The sequence below is a fragment of the Sneathiella chinensis genome (assembly GCF_012720115.1).
GTDB lineage: Bacteria > Pseudomonadota > Alphaproteobacteria > Sneathiellales > Sneathiellaceae > Sneathiella > Sneathiella chinensis.
Window position 1 is genome coordinate 391,899 of sequence record NZ_VNWN01000006.1, and the last position, 22,413, is coordinate 414,311.

19 protein-coding genes are annotated in these 22,413 nt (G+C 56.2%); 16 read left to right on the top strand and 3 right to left on the bottom strand.

The features are described from left to right. Positions 1-72 precede the first annotated feature (72 nt). Positions 73-630: a peptide-methionine (S)-S-oxide reductase MsrA gene (gene msrA, locus FQB27_RS11900; protein ID WP_169561256.1), complete on the bottom strand. Its 558-nt coding sequence runs from the start codon at positions 628-630 to the stop codon at positions 73-75. 407 nt (positions 631-1,037) lie between these two features. Between msrA and dnaE the strand changes: the two genes are divergently transcribed. The 16 genes from dnaE to lpxB all read left to right on the top strand — a co-directional run bounded on the left by dnaE (position 1,038) and on the right by lpxB (position 19,289). Next, positions 1,038-4,541, top strand: coding sequence for a DNA polymerase III subunit alpha (gene dnaE / locus FQB27_RS11905; RefSeq protein WP_169561257.1), 3,504 nt, complete (start codon positions 1,038-1,040; stop codon positions 4,539-4,541). A 188-nt stretch (positions 4,542-4,729) separates the two neighbouring features. Then, positions 4,730-5,524 (top strand): 30S ribosomal protein S2, encoded by a 795-nt coding sequence (gene rpsB / locus FQB27_RS11910; RefSeq protein WP_169561258.1) that lies wholly within the window; start codon positions 4,730-4,732, stop codon positions 5,522-5,524. A gap of 76 nt (positions 5,525-5,600) precedes the next feature. After that, positions 5,601-6,524: a translation elongation factor Ts gene (gene tsf, locus FQB27_RS11915; RefSeq protein WP_169561259.1), complete on the top strand. Its 924-nt coding sequence runs from the start codon at positions 5,601-5,603 to the stop codon at positions 6,522-6,524. A 150-nt stretch (positions 6,525-6,674) separates the two neighbouring features. Continuing rightward, entirely contained in the window at positions 6,675-7,391 is a 717-nt protein-coding gene (gene pyrH, locus FQB27_RS11920; protein WP_169561260.1) for a UMP kinase, read from the top strand. 72 nt (positions 7,392-7,463) lie between these two features. Then, entirely contained in the window at positions 7,464-8,021 is a 558-nt protein-coding gene (gene frr, locus FQB27_RS11925; protein ID WP_169561377.1) for a ribosome recycling factor, read from the top strand. 3 nt (positions 8,022-8,024) lie between these two features. Continuing rightward, positions 8,025-8,759, top strand: a complete 735-nt coding sequence (locus FQB27_RS11930; RefSeq protein WP_169561261.1) for an isoprenyl transferase — start codon at positions 8,025-8,027, stop codon at positions 8,757-8,759. Beyond that, positions 8,752-9,564, top strand: coding sequence for a phosphatidate cytidylyltransferase (locus FQB27_RS11935; RefSeq protein WP_169561262.1), 813 nt, complete (start codon positions 8,752-8,754; stop codon positions 9,562-9,564). The genes FQB27_RS11930 and FQB27_RS11935 overlap by 8 nt, the downstream gene beginning before the upstream one ends. A 1-nt stretch (position 9,565) precedes the next feature. Continuing rightward, positions 9,566-10,771, top strand: a complete 1,206-nt coding sequence (dxr, locus tag FQB27_RS11940) for a 1-deoxy-D-xylulose-5-phosphate reductoisomerase (protein ID WP_169561263.1) — start codon at positions 9,566-9,568, stop codon at positions 10,769-10,771. A 27-nt stretch (positions 10,772-10,798) separates the two neighbouring features. Further along, positions 10,799-11,950, top strand: a complete 1,152-nt coding sequence (gene rseP, locus FQB27_RS11945) for an RIP metalloprotease RseP (RefSeq protein WP_169561264.1) — start codon at positions 10,799-10,801, stop codon at positions 11,948-11,950. A gap of 86 nt (positions 11,951-12,036) precedes the next feature. After that, positions 12,037-14,292: an outer membrane protein assembly factor BamA gene (gene bamA, locus FQB27_RS11950; RefSeq protein WP_206374611.1), complete on the top strand. Its 2,256-nt coding sequence runs from the start codon at positions 12,037-12,039 to the stop codon at positions 14,290-14,292. A 1-nt stretch (position 14,293) separates the two neighbouring features. Further along, on the top strand, positions 14,294-14,863 hold the full coding sequence (locus FQB27_RS11955; RefSeq protein ID WP_169561265.1) for an OmpH/Skp family outer membrane protein: 570 nt from the start codon (positions 14,294-14,296) through the stop codon (positions 14,861-14,863). A gap of 2 nt (positions 14,864-14,865) precedes the next feature. Continuing rightward, positions 14,866-15,894 carry a UDP-3-O-(3-hydroxymyristoyl)glucosamine N-acyltransferase gene (gene lpxD / locus FQB27_RS11960; protein WP_169561266.1) on the top strand — a complete coding sequence of 343 codons (1,029 nt, stop codon included), beginning with the start codon at positions 14,866-14,868 and terminating at the stop codon, positions 15,892-15,894. Then, positions 15,891-16,355, top strand: a complete 465-nt coding sequence (gene fabZ, locus FQB27_RS11965) for a 3-hydroxyacyl-ACP dehydratase FabZ (RefSeq protein WP_169561267.1) — start codon at positions 15,891-15,893, stop codon at positions 16,353-16,355. Before lpxD ends, fabZ begins: the two co-directional genes overlap by 4 nt. A 111-nt stretch (positions 16,356-16,466) precedes the next feature. Next, a complete protein-coding gene (gene lpxA / locus FQB27_RS11970) occupies positions 16,467-17,252 on the top strand; it encodes an acyl-ACP--UDP-N-acetylglucosamine O-acyltransferase (protein ID WP_169561268.1) in 786 nt (261 codons plus the stop codon). Continuing rightward, a complete protein-coding gene (locus tag FQB27_RS11975) occupies positions 17,215-18,135 on the top strand; it encodes an LpxI family protein (protein ID WP_169561269.1) in 921 nt (306 codons plus the stop codon). The genes lpxA and FQB27_RS11975 overlap by 38 nt, the downstream gene beginning before the upstream one ends. After that, complete coding sequence (lpxB, locus tag FQB27_RS11980; protein ID WP_169561270.1) at positions 18,132-19,289, top strand: lipid-A-disaccharide synthase; 1,158 nt, start codon at positions 18,132-18,134, stop codon at positions 19,287-19,289. Before FQB27_RS11975 ends, lpxB begins: the two co-directional genes overlap by 4 nt. Positions 19,290-19,491: 202 nt before the next feature. Here lpxB and gltA read toward each other — a convergent pair whose 3' ends face one another. Next, positions 19,492-20,796, bottom strand: coding sequence for a citrate synthase (gltA, locus tag FQB27_RS11985; protein WP_169561271.1), 1,305 nt, complete (start codon positions 20,794-20,796; stop codon positions 19,492-19,494). A 112-nt stretch (positions 20,797-20,908) separates the two neighbouring features. After that, positions 20,909-22,324, bottom strand: coding sequence for a glutamate--tRNA ligase (gene gltX, locus FQB27_RS11990; RefSeq protein WP_169561272.1), 1,416 nt, complete (start codon positions 22,322-22,324; stop codon positions 20,909-20,911). Between the last annotated feature and the right edge of the window lie 89 nt (positions 22,325-22,413).

Genomic DNA, 22,413 nt, shown 5'->3' on the forward strand with positions numbered 1-22,413 from the left:
GGGCGTGGGGTCGCGGGGGGCAGCGCTCTCGGTGATGGGGAATGCCGCCCTTCCGCCCTTGCAGGGGCCGGTTCAGGAAGGCAGCTTCCAGGTTGGCCGGATGAAATGACAGGTATACCCTGACGGGAATTTCTGCAGGTAATCCTGATGTTCCGGCTCGGCAGGCCAGAAATCCATGATCGGCAGAATTTCCGTCACAATGGGGCCGGGCAGAACCTGCGCCTTTTCAAGGGCGTCCATTGCGGCGCGGGCGCTGCGTTCCTCTTCCTCGTCATTGACAAAAATGATGGATCGGTACTGGCTGCCCATATCGTTTCCTTGACGGTTCGGGGTGGTGGGATCGTGGATCTGGAAAAAGAACGCCAGAATGTCCTCAAAATTGGTCTGTGCCGGATCATAGACAATCTCGACCGCCTCTGCGTGGCCGGTGCCGCCGAATTTCAGATCCTGATAACGGGGATGCTTGAGGGTGCCGCCCGTATACCCGACACGGGTGGCAAGGACACCGGGGCGGGCCCGGATCAGGTCCTGCATCCCCCAGAAGCATCCTCCGGCAAGGACCGTGCGTTTGGTCTCGCTTGTCTGGGAATCAGTTTTCTTCAAATCGGTTCTTGTCTGGTCGGTGGTCATGAGGGCGGCTCCTTTTCGAAGGCATTTTTCCTTTATGTCAGTATGTGGGGCAATGCCTTGTTTTTTCAATATAAAATACAACCGATCAGGAACAGGGAATGGGGGGAGAACAGGGCGGAACAAAAAATTGTTGACGTGAGAACAAAACGTGAACATTATCCATTCAAACGTCACTTGCATTTACAGGGATGAACAATGAAAAACTGGAATTTGATCAAAAGCGGGTTTGAGTTTGTTGTATTTGGCGGCGCCCTCGGGATGATGGTTTTCTGGGCGGAAATCGTCCATTCTTTCACCGGATAAAAAGGGCCGGCGGGAAGGGGCCCGGTTGAGCCGGGAACTTATCCACAAAAAAAATGTCAGTCCGGGCGGTTCAAGGACTGACCTCTGGACAAGGATATGTAAAAATGGGGCGTGTAAAGTTTCATTTGGAGGATAGTTCCTTGTCCCATGCCGGTTTCGTACATTTGCGGGTGCATTCTGCCTATTCCCTGTCGGAAGGGGCGATCCCGGTCAAGAAACTGGTCGATCTTTGCAAGAAAAATAACATGCCGGCGGTGGCCATCACCGATACCAGCAACATGTTCGGCAGTCTCGAAGGCTCGCTGGCGCTGACCGGGGCCGGGGTCCAGCCCATTATCGGGTGCCAGTTGGCCATTACGCAGGATGGCGACATGGACAAGAGCGGTCGCCGCCCGGAACCGGACTCCATTGTTCTGCTGGCCCAGGACGAGGCCGGATATTACAACCTTCTCAAGCTGACCTCCCATGCGTTCCTGAAAACCGATGCCGGGGAAACGGCGCAGGTCCCCAAGGATGTACTGGAAAAGCATTCTGCTGGCCTGATCTGCCTGACCGGCGGGGCCGAGGGGCCGATCGGGCGCCTGATCGCCGGGGAACAGATGGACGCGGCCCGCGCCTATCTGTCGTGGCTGCAGGGCCTTTTCCCGAACCGCCTTTATATGGAAATTCAGCGGCACGGTCTGGAACTGGAAGCCCTGACCGAAGGGGACATGCTGGATTTTGCCTATGACATGGATATTCCCCTTGTCGCCACCAACGAATGCTTCTTCCCGGCAAAGGACATGTACGAGGCCCATGACGCCCTGTTGTGTATTGCGGCGGGCAAGTATGTGGGGGACATGGATCGGCACCGGCGCACGCCTGAACATTATTTCAAGTCGGCGGAGGAAATGGCCGCCCTGTTCAGTGATCTTCCCGAGGCCATCGACAACACTTTGGTGATTGCCCGGCGCTGTGCGGTTTCCTCGCCGCCGCGGGATCCTATCCTGCCGGCCTTTACCTCGGGCGAGGGACGGGATGAAGCCGGAGAGTTGGAGGCCATGGCAACCGATGGGTTGCACAAGCGGCTTGCCGAAGAGGTTTTCACCGATGACATGTCGGAAGAAGAACGGGCCGCCAAGTCCAAGGAATATTTTGATCGCCTGAACTATGAAACCGGCATCATTAACCAGATGGGCTTTCCCGGCTACTTCCTGATCGTTTCCGACTTTATCCAGTGGTCCAAGGAACATGATATCCCCGTGGGACCGGGACGTGGTTCCGGTGCGGGGTCCATTGTGGCGTGGGCGCTGACCATTACGGACCTTGACCCGTTGCGCTTTGGCCTGCTGTTCGAACGCTTCCTGAACCCGGAACGTGTCAGCATGCCCGACTTTGATATCGACTTCTGTCAGGACAAGCGCGAGCGGGTTATCCGCTATGTGCAGAACAAATACGGCCATGATCAGGTGGCGCAGATCATTACCTTCGGTAAGCTGCAGGCCAAGGCGGCGGTCCGCGATGTGGGCCGTGTTCTGCAAATGCCTTACGGACAGGTGGACCGGATCAGTAAGCTGATCCCCGCCAACCCGGCCAACCCCATGAGCCTGCAGGAAGCGCTTGATACGGAACGCCCCTTGCGCGAGGCGCGGGACACGGACCCGGAAGTGGCCCGCCTGATCGAGATCGCCCTGCAACTGGAAGGCCTGTATCGCCACGCCTCGACCCACGCGGCGGGTGTTGTGATCGGGGACCGGGAACTGGACGAACTGGTGCCGCTTTACCGCGATCCGCGTTCGGACATGCCGGTGACGCAATATTCCATGAAATATGCGGAAACCGCCGGTCTGGTGAAGTTCGACTTTCTGGGCCTGAAAACCCTGACGGTGCTGGACCGGGCCAAGGCCCTGATCGCCAAGCGCGGGATCGAGATTGACTATGCCAAGGTGCCGCTGGACGACAAGAAGGCGTTTGAGCTTTTGTCGCGCGGGGATACGGTCGGCGTCTTCCAGCTTGAAAGTTCGGGCATGCGCGACATGCTGCGCAAGATGCGGCCCGACGCCTTTGAGGATATCATCGCGATCGTGGCCCTGTACCGTCCGGGCCCGATGGAGAATATCCCGACCTATATCCGGTGTAAGCACGGCGAGGAAGAACCGAACCTGCTGCACCCGAAACTGGAACATATCCTTGAGGAAACCTACGGCGTTATCATCTATCAGGAACAGGTGATGGAAATCGCGAAGGTTCTGGCCGGGTACAGCCTTGGTGAAGCGGACCTTCTGCGCCGCGCCATGGGTAAGAAGATCAAGGAGGAAATGGACAAGCAGCGGGAACGCTTCTGTGAAGGCGCGGTCGAGCAGGGCGTCAAGGCGAAGGACGCCAGCCATATCTTTGATCTTGTTGCGAAATTCGCCAGTTACGGCTTCAACAAATCCCACGCGGCGGCCTATGCGCTCGTGTCCTATCACACGGCTTATCTGAAGGCCAATTTCCCGGTCGAATTCATGGCCGCGTCCATGAGCCTTGATCTGAACAACACCGACAAGCTGAACATCTTCCGGCAGGATCTGGACCGGATGAACATTCCCATTCACCCGCCCTGCCTGAACGCGTCCGAGGTGGAATTCACCGTTGAATTTGACGGGGACGAAGGCGCAGTGCGCTACGCGTTGGCGGCGGTCAAGAATGTGGGTAAGGAAGCCATGGCCGGTGTGATCGAGGAGCGGCGCGAAAACGGCCCTTACAAGGACCTGTTCGATTTCGCATCGCGGCTGAATACCCGGCACCTGAACAAGCGGCAGGCGGAAAATCTTGTCCGGGCAGGGGCGTTTGATGCGCTGAACCCGGACCGGGCGCAGGTCTTCGCGTCCATTGAAACCCTTCTCAGACATGCGCAGCAAACGCAGGAGGAGAAAGGATCGGGACAGGTCAACCTGTTTGGCGGGCCGGAAGCCAGCATGTCCGTGGTGCCGGACCTGCCCAAGGTATCCCGCTGGACCTCCATGGAGCAGTTGAAGCAGGAATTTGATGCCATCGGCTTTTACCTGTCCGGGCACCCGCTGGATGCTTACGCCAAGACACTGGACAAGGCCGGTGTGCGCAACAGTGCGTCTTATATGAGTGGTCTTGGCGCGTCGGAGACAGCGGCCAAACTGGCCGGTACTGTTATGGGGCGGCGGGAATTGCGCACCAAGAAGGGCAAGGCGCTGGCTTTTGTGCAACTGTCCGATGCCAGCGGCGCCTTCGAGGTTACCATGTTCGAGGAAACCCTCTATGCCTGCCGCGAGTTGCTGGAGGTGGGAACCTCCATCGTGGTTAATGTGACCGGTAATATCGACAATGACCAGCCCCGCCTCACGGCCAACGGGGTTCAGAGGCTGGAAACCGTCGCGGCGCAAACCGGGGACGGGGTGCGTGTGTTCATCGATGATGACAGTCCGCTGGCCCAGATTGCCACCATTCTGGACAATGGGGGCCGGGGCCGGGGCCGGGTCGCCTTTGTGGTGAATCTGGAGGATGAATCCAAGGAAGTCGAGCTTGACCTTGCCGGAAAATACAATATCTCTCCTGAAGTGCGGCAGGCCATCAAATACGTTCCGGGTGTGGTGGATGTGCACGACATCTAAAAAAATGACCTCATGACGGTGCAAGGCCCCATTTTTCCCTTGCATCAGTTGCCATAGGGCGGTAGACAGCGCCTGTTAATTCACACGCGGGTTTCGGGTTTTCATCGAGTTGGTGAAGTCCCTCCGGTGTTCGGAAAAGTTCCGAACCAAGGCCTGCGGACGTTCAACCGGAAAAGGAGAAAAGCAGAATGGCTCTGCCAACCTTTACTATGCGTCAGCTTCTGGAAGCCGGCGTACACTTTGGTCACCAATCCCGTCGCTGGAACCCGAAAATGGGTCCGTACCTGTTCGGGAAACGCAACAACATCCACATCATCGATCTGCAGCAGACCGTTCCAATGCTTCACCAGGCATTGAAAGTCGTTCGCGACACAGTCGCCGGCGGTGGTCGTGTTCTGTTTGTCGGCACCAAACGCCAGGCATCCGACGTTGTTGCTGAAACCGCAAAAAGCTGCGCCCAGTTCTACGTGAACCACCGCTGGCTCGGCGGTATGCTGACCAACTGGAAAACTGTTTCTGAATCCATTCGTCGTCTGCGCGAAGTCGAGGAGCGTCTGTCTTCCGACGCCATCGGCCTGACCAAGAAGGAAGTTCTCCGCATGACCCGCGAGCGGGACAAGCTGGAACTGGCCCTTGGTGGTATCAAGGACATGGGCGGTCTGCCGAATGTGATCGTCGTCATCGACACTAACAAGGAAGAGCTGGCCGTCAAGGAAGCCAACAAGCTGGGTATCCCGGTTGTTGCTATCGTCGACAGCAACTCCGATCCGGATGGTGTTGAATTCCCGATTCCGGGTAACGATGACGCCCTGCGCGCCATCAACCTTTACTGTGATCTGTTCAAGCAGGCTGTTATCGACGGTATCTCCGTTGAAATGGCTGGTCAGGGCGAAGATCTCGGTGCAGCCGAGGCTCCTCTGGAAGAAGCTCTGCCGGAAGCTGAAGAAGCTGCCGCCGAAGAAACTGTCGCTGCTTCTGAATAATGACTCTTGTCACACGCCCGTCTCTCGGGCGTGTGATCATTCAATCTGATCACGAAATATTAAGTGAGGATGACTAATGGCTGTAACCGCTGCACTGGTTAAAGAACTCCGCGAAAAATCTGGCGCGGGCATGATGGACTGCAAAAAGGCGCTGAACGAAACCGACGGCGATCTGGATGCTGCAATCGACTGGCTGCGGACCAAGGGTCTTGCAACCGCTTCCAAGAAATCCGGCCGTGTTGCTGCCGAAGGTCTGGTGGCTGTTTCCGCCGAGGGTACCTCTGGCGCAATCGTCGAAGTCAACGCGGAAACCGACTTTGTTGGTCGTAACGAAGACTTCCAGAACCTGGTAAAGGGCATTGCCTCTGTCGCCGCTGCCGCCAATGGCGATCTGGATGCGATCAAGGCGTCTGCGTTCCCGGGTTCCTCCAACACTGTTGAAGAAACACTGACAAACGCCATTGCCACCATCGGCGAAAACATGAACCTGCGCCGTGCGGCCAGCGTTTCCGTTTCCAAGGGTGCTGTCGCTTCCTACGTTCACAACGCTGTAACCGACGGCCTTGGCAAGATCGGTATCCTCGTTGCCCTCGAAAGTGAAGGCGATGCGGCCCGTCTGGAAACCCTCGGCAAGCAGATTGCCATGCATGTTGCGGCCACAAACCCGCAGGCAATCAGCGTTGATGAACTGGACCCGGCCCTGATCGAGCGTGAACGCACCGTTCTGTCCGACCAGGCACGCGAATCCGGCAAGCCGGAAGAAATCATCGGCAAGATGGTTGAAGGCCGCCTGAACAAGTTCTATCAGGAAGTTGTTCTTCTGAAGCAGACCTTCGTTGTTGATGGTGAAAACTCTGTTGAGAAAGCCATCGAACTGGTTGCCAAGGAAATCGGCAGCCCGATCAAGGTTGCTGGCATGGTTCGCTTCGCCGTTGGTGAAGGTATTGAAAAAGAAGAAACTGATTTCGCCGCTGAAGTTGCTGCTGCAGTCGGAAACTAAGTTTCACATGTAATGTTTGATATGGCGGTCTCTGTCCTGAGGCCGCCATATTTTTATGGGATGACAGGAAATCTTTTAAAATTTCAGGTTTCCTGTATGCTCGGGTCCCGGACCATTTTCAGTATCTGTACATTTTGATTGAGGGAAAGAATGACACAAGAACCAATTTATAAACGGGTTCTGCTCAAGTGTTCCGGTGAAGCCTTGCTGGGCGACCAGCAGTACGGTATTGACGTGGAAACCGTGTCCCGCATTGCGCAGGATATCAAGGAAGCCCATGACATGGGCGTTGAAGTCTGCGTCGTCGTTGGCGGCGGGAATATCTTTCGCGGTGTCTCCGGTACAGCACAGGGAATGGATCAGGCCAATGCCGATTACATGGGGATGCTGGCAACCGTGATGAACGCGCTGGCGCTGCAAAACGCGATCGAGAAGGTGGGGATGGACAGCCGCGTTCTTTCCGCCATTCCCATGTCCGCCGTATGCGAGCCCTATATTCGCCGCCGCGCCGAACGTCACCTTGAAAAGGGACGCATCGTTATTTTCGCTGCCGGAACCGGCAACCCGTTCTTCACCACAGATACAGCCGCTGCCCTTCGGGCCGCTGAAATGAAGTGTAACGCCCTTGTGAAGGGCACCAATGTGGATGGTGTCTACGACAAGGACCCGCGGACCAATCCGGACGCTGTTCGCTTTGACAGCCTGTCCCATCTGGATGTGCTGGCAAAAGACCTGAAGGTGATGGATGCGGCTGCAATCTCGCTTGCGCGGGAAAACAACATCCCTATTCTGGTTTTCTCCATTCAGGAGAAAGGGTCTTTCGCCAAGGTCCTGAAAAAAGACGGATGTTTTACGGAAGTCGTTTAAACGCATTTGATTGAGCGTAACGCTGAATTTTATTAATTTAGACATGGCTGTCTAAAAGTAAGGGAGAAAATGATGGCATTGCCTGACATGAAGGATCTGGAAAAGCGCATGAAAGGCGCCCTGGACTCGCTTCGTCAAGAATTTGGTGGCCTGCGGACCGGCCGCGCCCATATCAGCCTTCTTGAACCGGTGATGGTGGATTCCTATGGCGCACAGATGCCTCTGGTACAGGTTGGCACCGTGAGCGCCCCTGAAGCCCGCATGCTGGCGGTTCAGGTCTGGGACAAATCCAATGTTTCCGCTGTCGAGAAGGGGATCCGCAATTCCGGTCTTGGTCTGAACCCGGTCGTGGATGGCCTGACTGTCCGTGTTCCCATTCCCGAACTGACCGAAGAACGTCGCGTTGAACTGACCAAGGTGGCCAGTGGCTACGCAGAGCAGACAAAAGTCGCCATCCGCAACGTCCGTCGTCATGGTATCGACGCGGCAAAGGCAGCGGAAAAAGACGGCGAAATGTCCAAGGATGACGCCAAGCGCGCGGAAGACGACATCCAGAAGCTGACAGACACCTACGTCAAGACTGTTGACGAGATGTTGGCCGATAAAAGTAAGGAAATTATGCAGGTCTGATTGATGGGGATTGTCCAGTCCAGCAACCTTATGCCCGGTATTCCGTCTCATGTTGCCATCATCATGGATGGAAACGGGCGTTGGGCGACGGGAAAGTCACTGACACGGTTGAAAGGACACGAACAAGGGGCCAAGGCCGTTCGTGAAGCCGTGAAGGGATGTCGGGAACTGGGCATCCCGTTTCTCACCCTGTTTGCATTTTCTTCTGAGAATTGGAAACGCCCCAAAGAGGAAGTCAATCACCTCATGGGGCTGTTCCGTTATTTCATTCAGAAGGAACTGACGGAGCTGAAAGAGGCTGGCGTCAAAGTAAAATTTATTGGCAACATCAACAGGTTGCCGAAAGACATTCAGAAACTGGTCGATCATGCGAAAGCGGAAACCGCGGGTAACAAGGACATGGTCCTGACCGTGGCGCTCAGCTATGGCGGCCAGCAGGAAATTGTTCACGCCGCGAAGGCACTGGCCGAAAAGGTGAAGGCGGGAACGCTGGCGCCGGAAGAGATCGACGAGGCCTTGTTCGCTGATCATCTGGATACGGCGGACATCCCCGACCCGGATCTGGTCATCCGAACCAGCGGCGAAAAAAGACTGAGCAACTTTCTCTTGTGGCAATGCGCCTATTCGGAACTGGTGTTTCTGGATGTCCTGTGGCCGGATTTCAAAAGACTGCATCTTGAGCAGGCCATCGAAGAGTATCTCAAGCGATGCAGGCGATATGGGGCTGTGAGTGTCTGAACCTCTATTGTCATCTTTACAGCAGCGTATCCTGTCATCCGTGGTGCTTGCACCGTTGGCACTGGCGGCGCTGTATTTCGGTGACCTTTCCTTTTCCATCTTCATGGGGATTGCCGGACTGGTGATGGCCTATGAATGGTGTACGGTCTCGTTCCAGAAGAACCGGTTCCGCTATTTCGTCCTGATGGGGCTGTGGGTTGTTGTGGCTGCCTTTCTGGCCCACGAAGCCCTGCTGCTGGAAGCCATCGGCGTGTCGCTGTTCAGTGCGCTCTGCCTGACCATACTGGCGCGGGTCAATCGCAAGGCAGCGGAATGGCCGTGGGTTGGTCTTGGGCCGATCTATGTGGGTATTCCCATGATCTGCCTGATTGCCCTTCGCGCTCATCCGGGGGACGGTTTTCCGTTGGCGGCCTCGCTGTTTTTCATCATCTGGGCAACGGATATCGGGGCCTATTTTTCCGGCAAGACCATTGGCGGCCCGAAAATCATGGTTTCCATCAGCCCCAACAAGACGTGGGCGGGCCTGATTGGCGGTATGACCTCTGCCGCTGTGGTGGCGGTTTTGTGCCTGCAAATGCTGGATACGGTTCCCTTCAATGCGGTGGAAATGGCCTTGGCAGGTGCCGCCATGGCGGTTTTGGCCCAGATTGGTGATTTTTCGGAATCCGCATGGAAACGTCATTTCGGCGTCAAGGATGCCAGCAACCTCATTCCGGGACACGGGGGCGTTCTTGACCGGCTGGACGGCGTGCTCTTTGTCGCGCCTGCACTATATGGTCTGGTAGTGCTTGCAAATGGGAACTGACATGAATATTGCCACGCCGCATCCCCTTGCCGTTGCCGAGGAGGGGACGACCCCCCGGAAAATATCCGTGTTTGGGGCGACCGGCTCCATCGGGGTCAGTACCCTGAACCTGATCCGGGAGCGCCGTTCCGCGTTTCAGGTGGAAGTCCTGACGGCCCATCGCAATGTGGATTTACTGGCAGAGCAGGTCCGGGAATTCTGTCCGCGACTGGTGGTGATCGGGGATGACGCACGGTTTCAGGACCTGAAGGATCGGCTGGATGGTTTCCCGGTCGAGATCGCCGCGGGCAGGGAGGCTGTTATCGCCGCCGCCCGGGAGCCGGTTGACTGGTTCATGTCGTCCATCGTTGGTGCGGCCGGACTGGCCCCGACCCTTGCGGCGATCCAGACCGGAACGACAGTGGCGCTTGCCAACAAGGAGTCGCTTGTTTGCGCCGGGGATATCATGCTGTCCAATGTGCAGAAATACGGTGCGACCCTGCTGCCCGTGGACAGCGAGCATAACGCCATTTTCCAGGTGCTGGACGATACCCAGATGGACAAGGTGGAACGCCTGATCCTGACCGCGTCAGGCGGCCCGTTTCTGGATCGCAGCCGGGCGGACATGGCGAATGTGACGCGGGAACAGGCACTGGCCCATCCCAACTGGGATATGGGGGCCAAGATCTCCATTGATTCCGCGACCATGATGAACAAGGGCCTTGAACTTATTGAGGCCGTTCACCTTTTTCCCGTTGGCGGCGATCAGGTGGATATCATCGTTCATCCGCAATCTGTCATTCACAGCATGGTCGAGTATCGCGACGGGTCTGTTCTGGCCCAGATGGGAACCCCGGACATGCGGACCCCGATCTCCTATGCGCTCGGCTGGCCGGAACGCCATGCTTTCAAGTCGGAGCGGCTGGATTTCAGGACCCTTGGTTCGCTTGAATTCCGGGACCCGGACCCGGTGCGCTTTCCCGCCCTGCGTCTGGCCCGTGAGGCGTTGGAGGCCGGCGGATCGGCACCGACCATCCTGAACGCTGCCAATGAGGTGGCGGTTGCAGGGTTCCTTGCAGGCGATATCGGGTTCCTGCAAATTGCGGAAGTGGTTGAAAGAACGCTGCAAAAGACAGAAATTATCGAGTATTCGGAAATAGATGACATATATAGTCAGGATAGAAAGGGGCGGGAGGCCGCCCTGCAAGTCATAAAGACACTTTCCTGACCGCTAGAAGAAAGAACGGACTGACATATGGGGTTTCTTGCTGAAAACTGGATTTATCTGCCGGCATTTGTCGCGGTTATCACCGTATTGGTCTTCGTTCACGAATACGGCCATTACAAGGTGGCGCGGCTGTGCGGTGTGAAGGTGGATGTGTTTTCCATCGGTTTCGGCAAGGAGCTGTTTGGCTGGTATGACCGCAATGGCTGCCGCTGGAAGGTCAGCGCCATTCCCTTTGGTGGCTATGTGAAGTTCCACGGCGATGCCGGGGTTGCCAGCAATGCCGACAAGGACATTGCCGACATGCCCGAGGAAGAGCGCCGTATTTCATTTCACTTCAAGCCGCTTTGGCAGCGGGCGGCCATTGTTGTCGCTGGTCCGGCAGCCAACTACCTGTTTGCCATTGTTGCCATGGCCATCCTGTTCATGGCCTTGGGGCAGGCCCAGACACCTGCGGTTGCCACCAGTGTTCTTGAGGACAGCGCCGCCGCCGAGGCTGGCTTGCTGCCCGGGGATCGCATCCTGTCCGTGGATGGTGATGACATTCACAGCTTCGAGGAACTGCGCCAGCATGTGATGGTGGGACTGGACGAGCCGCTATCCATGGTTGTTGAGCGGGGCGGGGAAACCCTGACCCTGAGCGTGACCCCGAATGTCATCGAATATACGGATGGGGACGGCAATACCCAGAAGGTCGGGCAGCTTGGCATTCGGTCCGATCAGCGGGAATTTGTCCAGCATGGTCCCATTTCCGCCCTGTCCAGTGCGGTGGACCAGACCTGGTTCGTCACCACGGCGACCCTGAAAGGGGTCGGGCAGATGATTTCCGGCGCCCGTGATACCTCGGAACTGAGCGGTCCGCTTGGTATTCTGAAGATGTCCGGCGATGCGGCCAAGCGCGGGGAAAGCCTGACGGACAACCTGTTGTCCCTGTTCAACTTCATGATTTTTGTTTCCATCAGCCTTGGTCTGATCAACCTGTTCCCGGTTCCCATGCTGGATGGCGGACACCTTGTATTCTATCTGTTCGAAGCCGTTCTCGGAAAACCGGTCAGTGAAAAATATATGGAATTCGGTTTCCGTATTGGACTAACCCTTGTTCTAATGCTAATGATATTCGCCACGTGGAATGACCTGAATAAACCATGGATCAAGGATTTCTTTACGGGGTTGTTTTCTTGATCTTTCAGGCACCTGAAACGATCAAAAAGTTATAGTTCAGTATCCGCTTGGGGGGTGGAGAATTGCGAGTATTCCTTACTGCTTGTTTGCTTCTGGTTACAGGGGCGACAGCAACGCACACAGACCGCGTTGCCTACGCTCAGACTGCCGGTACCATTTCCGAAATTCGGGTTGAGGGAAACCGCAGGATCGAGGCATCAACAGTCCGTTCCTACCTTCTGTTCTCCGTCGGATCTCCCTATCAGCGTGGCCGTGTTGACCAGTCCCTGAAGGCCCTGTTCAATACCGGCCTGTTTGCCGATGTGTCCATCGCACGGGACGGCAACGCCGTGGTCGTCAAGGTCATTGAAAACCCCATCATCAACCGTCTGGCCTTTGAGGGTAACCGCCGTATTCAGGATGATGTCCTGAACGCCGAGGTGCAGCTTCGCCCCCGCGTTGTCTATACCCGTGCACGCGTCCAGAATGACGTACAGCGGATCATCACCGTTTATCGGCGCAGCGGACGTTTCGCCGCCGTGGTGGAACCCAAGGTTATCCAGTTGCCGGAAAACCGCGTTGATCTGGTGTTCGAAATCAACGAAGGCGAGGAAACCGGCATCAAGAAAATCCGGTTCGTGGGCAACAAGGTTTTTCCTGACAAACGCCTGCTGAGCCAGATTTCAACCGATGAGTCCCGCTGGTACAACTTCCTGTCGGATTCCGATACCTATGATCCGGACCGTCTGACCTATGACCGGGAATTGCTGCGTAAATACTATCTCAGCAAGGGCTATGCGGATTTCCGTGTTGTGTCCGCCATTGCCGAACTGACGCCGGACCGGGATGGGTTCTTCATTACCTTTGCCTTGGATGAGGGGCAGCAATACCGCTTTGGCAAGATTGACGTGGCCAGCGAGATCAAGGATCTGGAGCCGGAGGTTATTCGCTCCCTGCTGACCACCTACGAAGGCGAGACCTATAACGCCGATGCCATCGAGGAAAGCATCCAGAACATCACCTTCGAGCTTGGCAAGCTGGGCTACGCCTTTGTGAATATTCGTCCCCGTGTCGATCGGGACAAGGATAACCTGACCATTGGCCTGACCTATGAAATCAACAAGGGCCCGCGGGTTTATGTGGAACGGATCAATATTACGGGGAACGTACGGACCCTTGATCATGTGATCCGCCGCGAATTCAAGCTGGCCGAAGGCGATGCGTTCAATACATCGCTGCTGCGCCTGTCCCGTTCCAAGATCCGCAGCCTCGATTTCTTTGAAAAGGTCGAGATCACACAGGACGAGGGGTCATCCCCGGACAAGACCGTGATCAATGTGGATGTGCAGGAAAAATCAACGGGTGAACTGAGTATCGGTGCCGGTTTCTCTACGGAAGATTCTATCTCTGGTGACCTTCAGATCCGGGAGCGGAACCTGCTTGGCCGCGGTCAGGACCTGCGTTTCAAAATCTCGCTCGGCGCCGAGAACCAGCAGATCGACCTGGGCTTTACCGAACCGCACTTCCTTGGCAAGGACCTGCAGGCCGGTTTCGATATCTACAGCCTGCGCCGGGATTTGCAGAACCAGAGTAGCTATGATCTGGAACGGACAGGGATCAACCTGCGTACAGGGTTCCCCATCAAGGATCATATCACTGCCGGTTTGCGCTATTCACTGGTGCAGGAAAATATCAGCGATGTCGGCCCCGGTGCGTCCAGCATTATTGCGCGTTCCGAAGGGGAACTCCTAACCTCCTCCCTTGGTTATACCCTCAGCTTCAACTATCTGGATGACAACATCCTGCCGACAGAAGGAAACCGGTACACCTTCGGTCAGACCTTTAGTGGTGTGGGCGGGGATGTCTATTCCGTGGCGACGACGGCCGGCTATACCCACTTCTTCCCGGTTTATGAAGATGATGTGGTATTCAGTGTTGGTGGTGATGCCGGGTATATCTTTGGTCTTGGCGAGGATGTGGTCCTGCAACAGCGCTACAATATCGGCGGTCGAACCTTCCGTGGTTTTGAAAAATCCGGTATTGGCCCCCGTGACGAGGTCACCGGTGACGCCCTTGGCGGTAACGCCTATGTGGTTGGTAAGGCCGAACTGCGCTTCCCCATGGGCTTCCCGGAGGAATTCGGGCTGCTGGGCCGGACATTTGTCAATGTTGGTACCCTGACAGGGATCGATGATAATGATCCGGTCATTGTTGACAGCGCTTCCATTCGCGGTTCTGCCGGTTTTGGTGTAAACTGGACTTCACCTTTCGGTCCGCTTCAGGTCAATATCTCCTATCCGTTCCTGAAGGAAGACTACGACAAGGATGAGGTATTCCAATTCGAATTTGGTACACGTTTCTGATATGCATAAATTTGTGAAAAAAGCCGTCCGTTTCCTGTCTGTCCTTGGTCTGTCCGCGTTTCTTGTCGGGCAGGGTGGTCAGGCGGCCTTTGCCAAGGATATTATCCTGTTTCTGGACCTTGGAAAGATCCTGTCTGAATCCGCCGCCATGAAGGATATCGGGGCACAGGTCAAGGCCATGGAAGAAAAGCTGCGCACCGATACGGTTGCGCAGGAACAGGTTTTGCGTCAGGAACAGGATGAACTGAGCCGGCAAAAGGTGGTCCTGCCGCCGGAAAGTTTCCGGCAAAAACAGGAAGCCTTTAACCAGAAAGCCCGCAAGGCGGCCCTGGATGTACAACTGAAAAGGCAGCAGCTTGCCCAGAGCCGCGCCGCCGCCATTGCCAAGGTTGAAGGGGAAATGGCTCCGATCGTCCTTGAGATTGCAAAGTCTATGGGGGCTGCGTTGGTCATTGAAAAGAAGGACCTGATTTTCGCGGAGAAAACGCTGGAAATCACGGACCAGATCATTGACCGCCTGAATGCCAAAGTAACCAAGGTCAAGGTGACCCTGGTCCCGATCAAGAAGTAATTATGGCCGATCGTGACTTTTTCGATAACAAGGGGCCGTTTCCCTTGTCCAAGCTGGCTGAACTGACCGGATCCCGTCTGGAAGCGCAGCCTGAACAGGATATCGAGATTGTGGATGTGGCCAGCCTGGACAGCGCAGGCGAGGGGCAGATTGCCTTTCTCAGCAATCCCAAATATGCAGACGCCTTTGCCACCACCAAGGCGTCCGCCTGTATCGTGGCAGAACCATTTGTGCAGATGGCCCCCAAGGGAATGGCGCTTCTTGTCAGCGACAATCCGTACAAGGCCTATGCCCGCATTTCGGCGCTGTTTTATCCCGCCAATGCTGGTGATGGCAGCATTCACCCGACCGCCGTGGTGTCCCCGGATGCCACCATCGGCAAGAATGTCAGCATCGGTGCCTATTCCGTTATTGAAAGCGGTGTGACCATCGGAGACGGCACGGTCATTGGCCACCATGTGGCGATTGCCCGCAACTGCCGGATCGGTATGGGGTGCAACCTGCATTCACAGGTAACCGTTCAGTGCGCCCATATCGGCGATAATGTGGCCCTGTATTCCGGGGCCCGGATCGGTGAGGACGGCTTTGGTTTTGCGCCTGATCCGGCGGGACATGTGAAAATTCCCCAGTTGGGCCGGGTGATCATCGGCTCCAGCGTCGAGATCGGCGCCAATACCACCATTGACCGGGGCGCAGGCCCGGACACCGTGATCGGGGACGGATGCTGGATCGATAACCTGTGTCAGATTGGGCATAATGTCCGGTTGGGAAGGGGCTGTATTATCGCCTCGCAATCGGGCATCTCCGGTAGCACGGTTGTCGAAGACTTCGTGGTGCTGGGCGGGCAGGTCGGTGTTGCCGGACATCTTCGCATTGGTATGGGCGCCCAACTCTCCGGTAAATCCGGGGTGATCTCCGATATTCCCGCAGGACAGGTTTATGCCGGTTTCCCGGCCCGTCCGCGCAAAGAATTTTTTAGAAATATGGCCGTTCTTCGGAAGCTGGCCAAAGGCAAGGGACATGTTAAATGACTGAACAAACAGAAAACGGAACCATCGCGCCTGTTGAGATTATGGAAATTCTCAAGATGCTGCCCCACAGATATCCGTTTCTGCTGGTAGACCGGGTTGAGGATATCATTCTGGATACAAGTGCGGTCGGTATCAAGAATGTCACCATGAACGAGCCCCAGTTCACCGGTCACTTCCCGGAAAATCCGATCATGCCGGGCGTGATGATTGTTGAAGCCATGGCCCAGACCGCTTGCGTGCTGGTCCTGAAAACGCTGGGCGAGGAAGATTCTGGTAAAAGCGTTCTGTTCATGTCCATCGACAAGACCCGGTTCCGTTCTCCGGTGCGTCCCGGTGACGTAATGCGTATGAAGGTCACAAAGCTGCAGAACCGCCGCGCGGTCTGGAAATTCTCCGGTGTGGTTGAGGTCAACGGCAAGAAGGTCGCGGAAGCCGAGTTCTCGGCCATGATTACCGACTGATCTCCCTGGCTCCTTTCGAGGGAAACGGGTTGTAACAAAGCGTGACTTGGCAAGGCCTTCGGGTCTTGCTAGCTATATCTGCAAGTAAAAGTACTCTAACTGTGGTGCCTGATGGCTAATATTCATCCTACTGCCATTGTCGAAGATGGTGCAGTCATTCACGAAGCGGCTGAAATCGGGCCTTTCTGCGTCATCGGTCCCGAGGTCAGCATCGGTTCCGGGACGGTCCTGAAATCCCATGTGGCCGTTGCCGGGAAGACCTCTCTTGGCGTGGGCTGTACGGTTTATCCCTTTGCCTCGCTTGGCCATGCGCCGCAGGACCTGAAATTCCACGGCGAAGCGTCCGAGGTTCAGATCGGTGACAACGTGGTAATCCGCGAACATGTCACCATCAATCCGGGCACGGAAGGCGGCGGGTTGCTGACACGGGTTGGCAATAACTGTCTTCTGATGATCGGGGCGCATGTGGCCCATGACTGCCTGATTGGCAACAATGTCATTCTGGTCAATAACGCGACATTGGGCGGCCATGTGGAAATTGATGATTTCGCCATTATCGGCGGTCTTTCCGCCGTGCACCAGTTCGTGCGCATTGGGGAACATGCCATGATTGGCGGTGCGTCCGGCGTGGAAACCGACATCATTCCGTTTGGTTCCGCCACCGGAAACCGGGCCACCTTGCAGGGCCTCAACCTGACAGGCCTCAAACGGCGCAATTTCCCGCGGGAAGAAATCCATGCGCTTCGGAAGGCCTATAAGGAATTGTTCGCGGATGAGGGAACGTTCCAGGCGCGGGTCGCGGATGTTCAGACGAATTATCCTGACTCCACACTTGTCGGGACCGTCCTCGACTTCATCAATGGTGAGACCAAGCGTGGGTTCTGTCAGCCCGAATAAAGCCGACCGGAAGCGGATCGGCATTATCGCAGGGCGCGGGGAGTTGCCCGTTAATCTGGCGCAATCCCTGAAGGCCCGGGGCGAGAACCCGTATATCCTGTTGGTGAAGGGCGAAGCCCGCGAAGAGGATTTCGCCGATTTCCCCCATGAAAGCATTGTCATTACCAAGGTCGGGAAATTCCTGAAGGCTCTCAACCGGGAAGGCTGCGGCGTGGTGACACTGGCTGGGCCGGTAAACCGTCCTGATTTCAGGAACCTGATCCCCGATATGGAAGGCTTGCGTCTGCTGAAGCGGATTGGCGGGGCGCTCAGCAAGGGCGATGATGGCCTGATGCGCGCCATTACCGGATATCTGGCGGACAAGGGGTTTCAGATCATCGGGGCCCATGAACTAAGCGGCTCGCTGGTCGCAGAGCCCGGCCTGATTGGCAGCATTGAACCGGAAGCCGAGGATTGGCAGGACATTCACGAAGGCTTGCAGATCGTCAAGGCGGTTGGCGCCCTTGATATCGGGCAGGCGGCGGTCATTCGCCGGAAATATGTTCTGGCTGTGGAAGCGGCGGAAGGAACCGAGGCGCTGATCCGTCGGTGTGGTGATTTCGCATGGGACTATCCGGCGGGGGTGCTGGTGAAATTGTCCAAGCCGGGACAGGAACTTCGGGCCGACATGCCCACCATCGGGCCGGATACGGTTGAACAGATACAGGCGGCCAACCTGAAAGGCATCGCCGTTGAAGCAGGCAAAACCCTGATCGTCAACCGGGAGCGGATCCGCGAGTTGGCGGACCGGGCCGGGATTTTTGTCGTTGCCGTGACCGCCGATCAGAATTTGGACCAGACCCAGACCCTAACTCAGACCCCGAAAGGGACCGATCCTTCATGACCGCGCCCCTTTCCGTATACCTGATCGCCGGGGAGCCTTCCGGCGATGCCCTTGCCGCAAGGCTGATGGCTGGCTTGAAAGACCGCCTTGGTGAAAAGGGTGTGGTTTTCAAAGGGGTTGGCGGCCCGCTGATGCAGGCCGAAGGACTGACCAGTCTGTTCCCCATGGAAGACCTGACCGTCATGGGCCTGATGGAGGTGTTGCCGAAACTTCCCCTGTTGATCAAGCGGATCAATCAGGCGGCCCGCGATGCCCTTGCGGCGAAGCCCGATGTGTTTATTACCGTGGATGCGCCGGATTTCAGTTTTCGGGTGGCAAAAAAGCTGAAAGACGCGCCCTTTCCGAAGGTGCATTATGTGGCCCCATCCGTCTGGGCGTGGCGGCCGGGACGGGCGAAGAAAATCGCCGCGCTGTATGATCACCTGCTGACCCTTCTGCCGTTCGAGCCGCCCTATTTCGAGAAGGAAGGGTTACCCGCGACCTTTATCGGTCATTCCGTCATCGAGACGGGCGCCGACGCGGGTGAGGGGGATCGGTTCCGTGCACAGCATGATATCGGCAAGGATGAACGGGTCCTGATGGTTTTGCCGGGAAGCCGCCGCGGCGAGGTGGAGCGTCACCTTCCCGTGTTTAGGGAAACATTGTCGCGCCTGCATGACCTTATGGGGGATTTTGTCGTGGTCACCCCGGTTGTGGGCAAGGCCGCCGATCTGGTGCGGGCTGAATTGGCCGACTGGCCGTGGAAAACCATCATCATTGACGGCGTTCAGGAAAAATATGACGCCATGGCCGGTGCCGATGCGGCGCTTGCGGCATCCGGGACCGTGGGTCTGGAACTGGCGTTGGCGCGCCTTCCGGCCGTGATTGGATACCGGATGAACGGCCTGACCGCGTGGATCGCCCGCCGGGTGGTGAAGACCCCATATGTGAATCTGGTCAATATTCTTGAAAAACAGGAAGTGGTACCGGAACTTCTTCTGGAAGACTGTACCGCAGAAAATTTGTCTGCGGCGCTTGCAGACCTGTACCGCGATGAAACCTTGCGACAGCAACAGGTTGCGGGATATGAGCACGCTGTACAGGCGCTTGGATATGGCGGGGAAAAACCCGGACACCGGGCGGCCGACGTCATTTTGACGCTGACGGATCGCTGACGTCTAGAAATACCAGAGCGCGATCAGGAAGAGCAGGGCGCAGACAGGCGCCAGATAAATCAATCCCCATTTCAGCCGAACGGGAAACGGCGAACGATTGTCGTTCGCCGCTCTCAAGAACAGTTTTTTGCCACGCGTCCGGTCGCCAGTCCCGGTTCGGGACTGGCCATTTTGGTCCTTTTCGCGTGAGCGAGCCAAGGGATTACCGCTTGTTGATCGGAACGAACGGACGCTCGGCGTAACCTGTGTAAAGCTGACGCGGACGACCGATTTTCTGTCCCGGATCTTCCATCATTTCGTTCCACTGAGCGACCCAACCGACGGTGCGGGCAAGGGCGAACAGAACGGTGAACATGCTGGTCGGGAAGCCAAGGGCCTTCAGGATGATACCGGAATAGAAGTCCACGTTCGGGAACAGCTTCTTCTCGATGAAATATTCGTCTTCGAGGGCAATGCGTTCCAGTTCCATGGCCAGTTTGAGCATCGGCTCATCCTTGATGCCCAGTTCGTCAAGAACCTCGTGACAGGTTTCCTGCATGACTTTCGCACGCGGGTCGTAGTTCTTGTAAACCCGGTGACCAAAGCCCATCAGACGGAACGGATCGTTCTTGTCTTTTGCCTTGGCAATAAATTCCTGAACCCGGTCAACAGAACCGATTTCTTCCAGCATGGTTAGAACGGCTTCGTTGGCGCCGCCATGAGCCGGACCCCACAGGCAGGCGATACCGGCCGCGATGCAGGCAAACGGATTGGCACCGGAAGAGCCAGCCAGACGAACGGTAGACGTGGAGGCGTTCTGCTCGTGATCCGCATGCAGGATGAAGATACGATCCATGGCGCGGGCGATGGTCGGGGAAATCTTGTATTCCTCGGCCGGGACGCTGAAGGTCATGTGCAGGAAGTTTTCTGCATAGGACAGGTCATTGCGCGGATAGACAAAAGGCTGACCCACGGAATATTTGTAGGCCATGGCCGCAATTGTCGGCATTTTTGCAATCAGGCGATAGCTGGCAACCATCCGCTGGTGCGGATCGTTGATGTCCGTGCTGTCGTGATAGAAGGCGGACAGGGCGCCAACAACACCAACCATGACGGCCATCGGGTGAGCGTCCCGACGGAAGCCGCGGAAGAACTGGATCAGTTGCTCATGCAGCATGGTGTGGTAGGTGATGTCAGTGGAGAACTTGGTCTTTTCCTCTTCGGTCGGCAGTTCGCCTTTCAGAAGCAGGTAGCAGACTTCCATATAGTCGCTGGAAGCGGCCAGTTCCTCGATTTTATAGCCACGGTGCATCAGGACGCCCTGGTCACCGTCGATATAGGTGATGGCGGAGTCACATGAAGCAGTGGATGTGAAACCGGGATCATATGTAAAGTGGCCTGTTTGCGCATACAGTTTCCTGATGTCGACAACCTTCGGGCCAACACTTCCATCGACAAGGGGGAGTTCAATAGTGTCCTTGCCTTCTTCGGCAAGATTTACGGTACCGGTAACTTTTGATCCACTCATTCAATCTATCCCTATTCTGATTAGGGCCAGCGGGAGCTGGCCCGGATTATTCCCGCCCTTGTGACAGGGCGACCATTTCAATAATGGAACCGCGTGTGCGATTTATTACATTTTAAGTTGTCGGCTCACTTTTCGCGGCATCCCTGATACGGCCGATTGCCTCGTCCCGTCCAAGAACTTCCAGCACGTCAAAGATACCGGGTGATACGGTTGTACCAGTCAGGGCAGCCCGCAAAGGCTGTGCGATTTTTCCCAGTTTAAGTCCTTCGGATTCCGCGCACTCGCGTACTGTTGCTTCCAGCATTTCCTTTTCCCACCCAGACAGCCCTTCCAGGGCGTCTGCAACCCGAGATAAAATCGCGGCAGCATCGGCATCGAGGAGTTTTTCTGCTTTTGAATCCAAGGCCAAAGGACGTTTGGCGATTAAGAAAAGCGAACTTTCTGCGAGGGATATTACTGATTTTGCTCTTTCTTTCAAGCCGTTCATCGCTTTTTCAATGAGGGAAATTTGCTCATCCGTCACGTTTTCCCCTGTTTTCTGCGCCAAAACAGGCCGCACAAGGGAGGCGAGATAGGCATTGTCGCCTTCACGGATATAGTGTCCGTTCAGGTTTTCCAGCTTGTCAAAATCAAATCGGGCCGCAGATTTCCCAATATTCTCAAGGTTGAACCACTCGATCGCCTGCTCGGTTGAGATGATTTCGTCATTGCCATGGGACCAGCCAAGACGCAGAAGATAGTTCCGCATGGCTTCGGGCAGGTATCCCATGTCGCGATAGGCCTCAATGCCGAGGGCGCCGTGACGTTTTGACAGTTTTGCCCCGTCAGGACCGTGAATCAGCGGGATATGGGCCATGCGCGGCGCGTCCCATCCAAGCGCATGATAGAGCTGGAGCTGACGGGCGGCATTGGTCAGGTGATCGTCGCCGCGAATGATGTCGGTAACGCCCATGTCATGGTCATCCACGATCACGGACAGCATATAGGTGGGGGTGCCGTCGGCTCGCAGCAGGATCAGGTCATCAAGCTGGGCGTTGGCGATGGTCACATTCCCCTGAACCGCATCCTGAATAACGGTGCTGCCTTCATTGGGGGACTTGAAGCGGACAACCGGGGACACGCCTTCCGGCACTTCGGACGGATCGCGATCACGCCAGCGGCCATCATATCCCGGAGGACGGCCTTCCTCGCGCGCTTTTTCCCGCATTTCCGCCAGTTCTTCCTTGCTGGCATAGCAGTAATAGGCGTTGCCGTCGGCCAGCAGTTGATTGGCGACCTCAACGTGGCGGTCGCGGCGGGAGAACTGGTAGACAGGATCCCCGTCCCAGTCCAGACCCATCCATTTCATTCCGTCCAGAATGGCCTGAATGGCTTCGTCCGTGGACCGCTCCCGATCCGTATCTTCAATACGAAGCAGGAATTTGCCGCCGTTATGCCGGGCATACAGCCAGTTGAACAGGGCGGTTCTGGCACCACCAATGTGCAGGAACCCGGTTGGTGAAGGGGCAAATCGCGTAACAACGGTCATGGTAATTTACTTTACGTCCTATTCTAGTATAGGTTTAGGGCAAGCCTGATGCCTGACTTTTCCCGGCATTTTTACTCTTTGTGACTGTC

Excerpts from the sequence above, each read along its gene's own strand:
- msrA (WP_169561256.1), bottom strand. The coding sequence starts at position 630 with ATGACCACCGACCAGACAAGAACCGATTTGAAGAAAACTGATTCCCAG.
- dnaE (WP_169561257.1), top strand. The coding sequence starts at position 1,038 with ATGGGGCGTGTAAAGTTTCATTTGGAGGATAGTTCCTTGTCCCATGCC.
- rpsB (WP_169561258.1), top strand. The coding sequence starts at position 4,730 with ATGGCTCTGCCAACCTTTACTATGCGTCAGCTTCTGGAAGCCGGCGTA.
- tsf (WP_169561259.1), top strand. The coding sequence starts at position 5,601 with ATGGCTGTAACCGCTGCACTGGTTAAAGAACTCCGCGAAAAATCTGGC.
- pyrH (WP_169561260.1), top strand. The coding sequence starts at position 6,675 with ATGACACAAGAACCAATTTATAAACGGGTTCTGCTCAAGTGTTCCGGT.
- frr (WP_169561377.1), top strand. The coding sequence starts at position 7,464 with ATGGCATTGCCTGACATGAAGGATCTGGAAAAGCGCATGAAAGGCGCC.
- FQB27_RS11930 (WP_169561261.1), top strand. The coding sequence starts at position 8,025 with ATGGGGATTGTCCAGTCCAGCAACCTTATGCCCGGTATTCCGTCTCAT.
- dxr (WP_169561263.1), top strand. The coding sequence starts at position 9,566 with ATGAATATTGCCACGCCGCATCCCCTTGCCGTTGCCGAGGAGGGGACG.
- rseP (WP_169561264.1), top strand. The coding sequence starts at position 10,799 with ATGGGGTTTCTTGCTGAAAACTGGATTTATCTGCCGGCATTTGTCGCG.
- FQB27_RS11955 (WP_169561265.1), top strand. The coding sequence starts at position 14,294 with ATGCATAAATTTGTGAAAAAAGCCGTCCGTTTCCTGTCTGTCCTTGGT.
- lpxD (WP_169561266.1), top strand. The coding sequence starts at position 14,866 with ATGGCCGATCGTGACTTTTTCGATAACAAGGGGCCGTTTCCCTTGTCC.
- fabZ (WP_169561267.1), top strand. The coding sequence starts at position 15,891 with ATGACTGAACAAACAGAAAACGGAACCATCGCGCCTGTTGAGATTATG.
- lpxA (WP_169561268.1), top strand. The coding sequence starts at position 16,467 with ATGGCTAATATTCATCCTACTGCCATTGTCGAAGATGGTGCAGTCATT.
- FQB27_RS11975 (WP_169561269.1), top strand. The coding sequence starts at position 17,215 with ATGGTGAGACCAAGCGTGGGTTCTGTCAGCCCGAATAAAGCCGACCGG.
- lpxB (WP_169561270.1), top strand. The coding sequence starts at position 18,132 with ATGACCGCGCCCCTTTCCGTATACCTGATCGCCGGGGAGCCTTCCGGC.
- gltA (WP_169561271.1), bottom strand. The coding sequence starts at position 20,796 with ATGAGTGGATCAAAAGTTACCGGTACCGTAAATCTTGCCGAAGAAGGC.
- gltX (WP_169561272.1), bottom strand. The coding sequence starts at position 22,324 with ATGACCGTTGTTACGCGATTTGCCCCTTCACCAACCGGGTTCCTGCAC.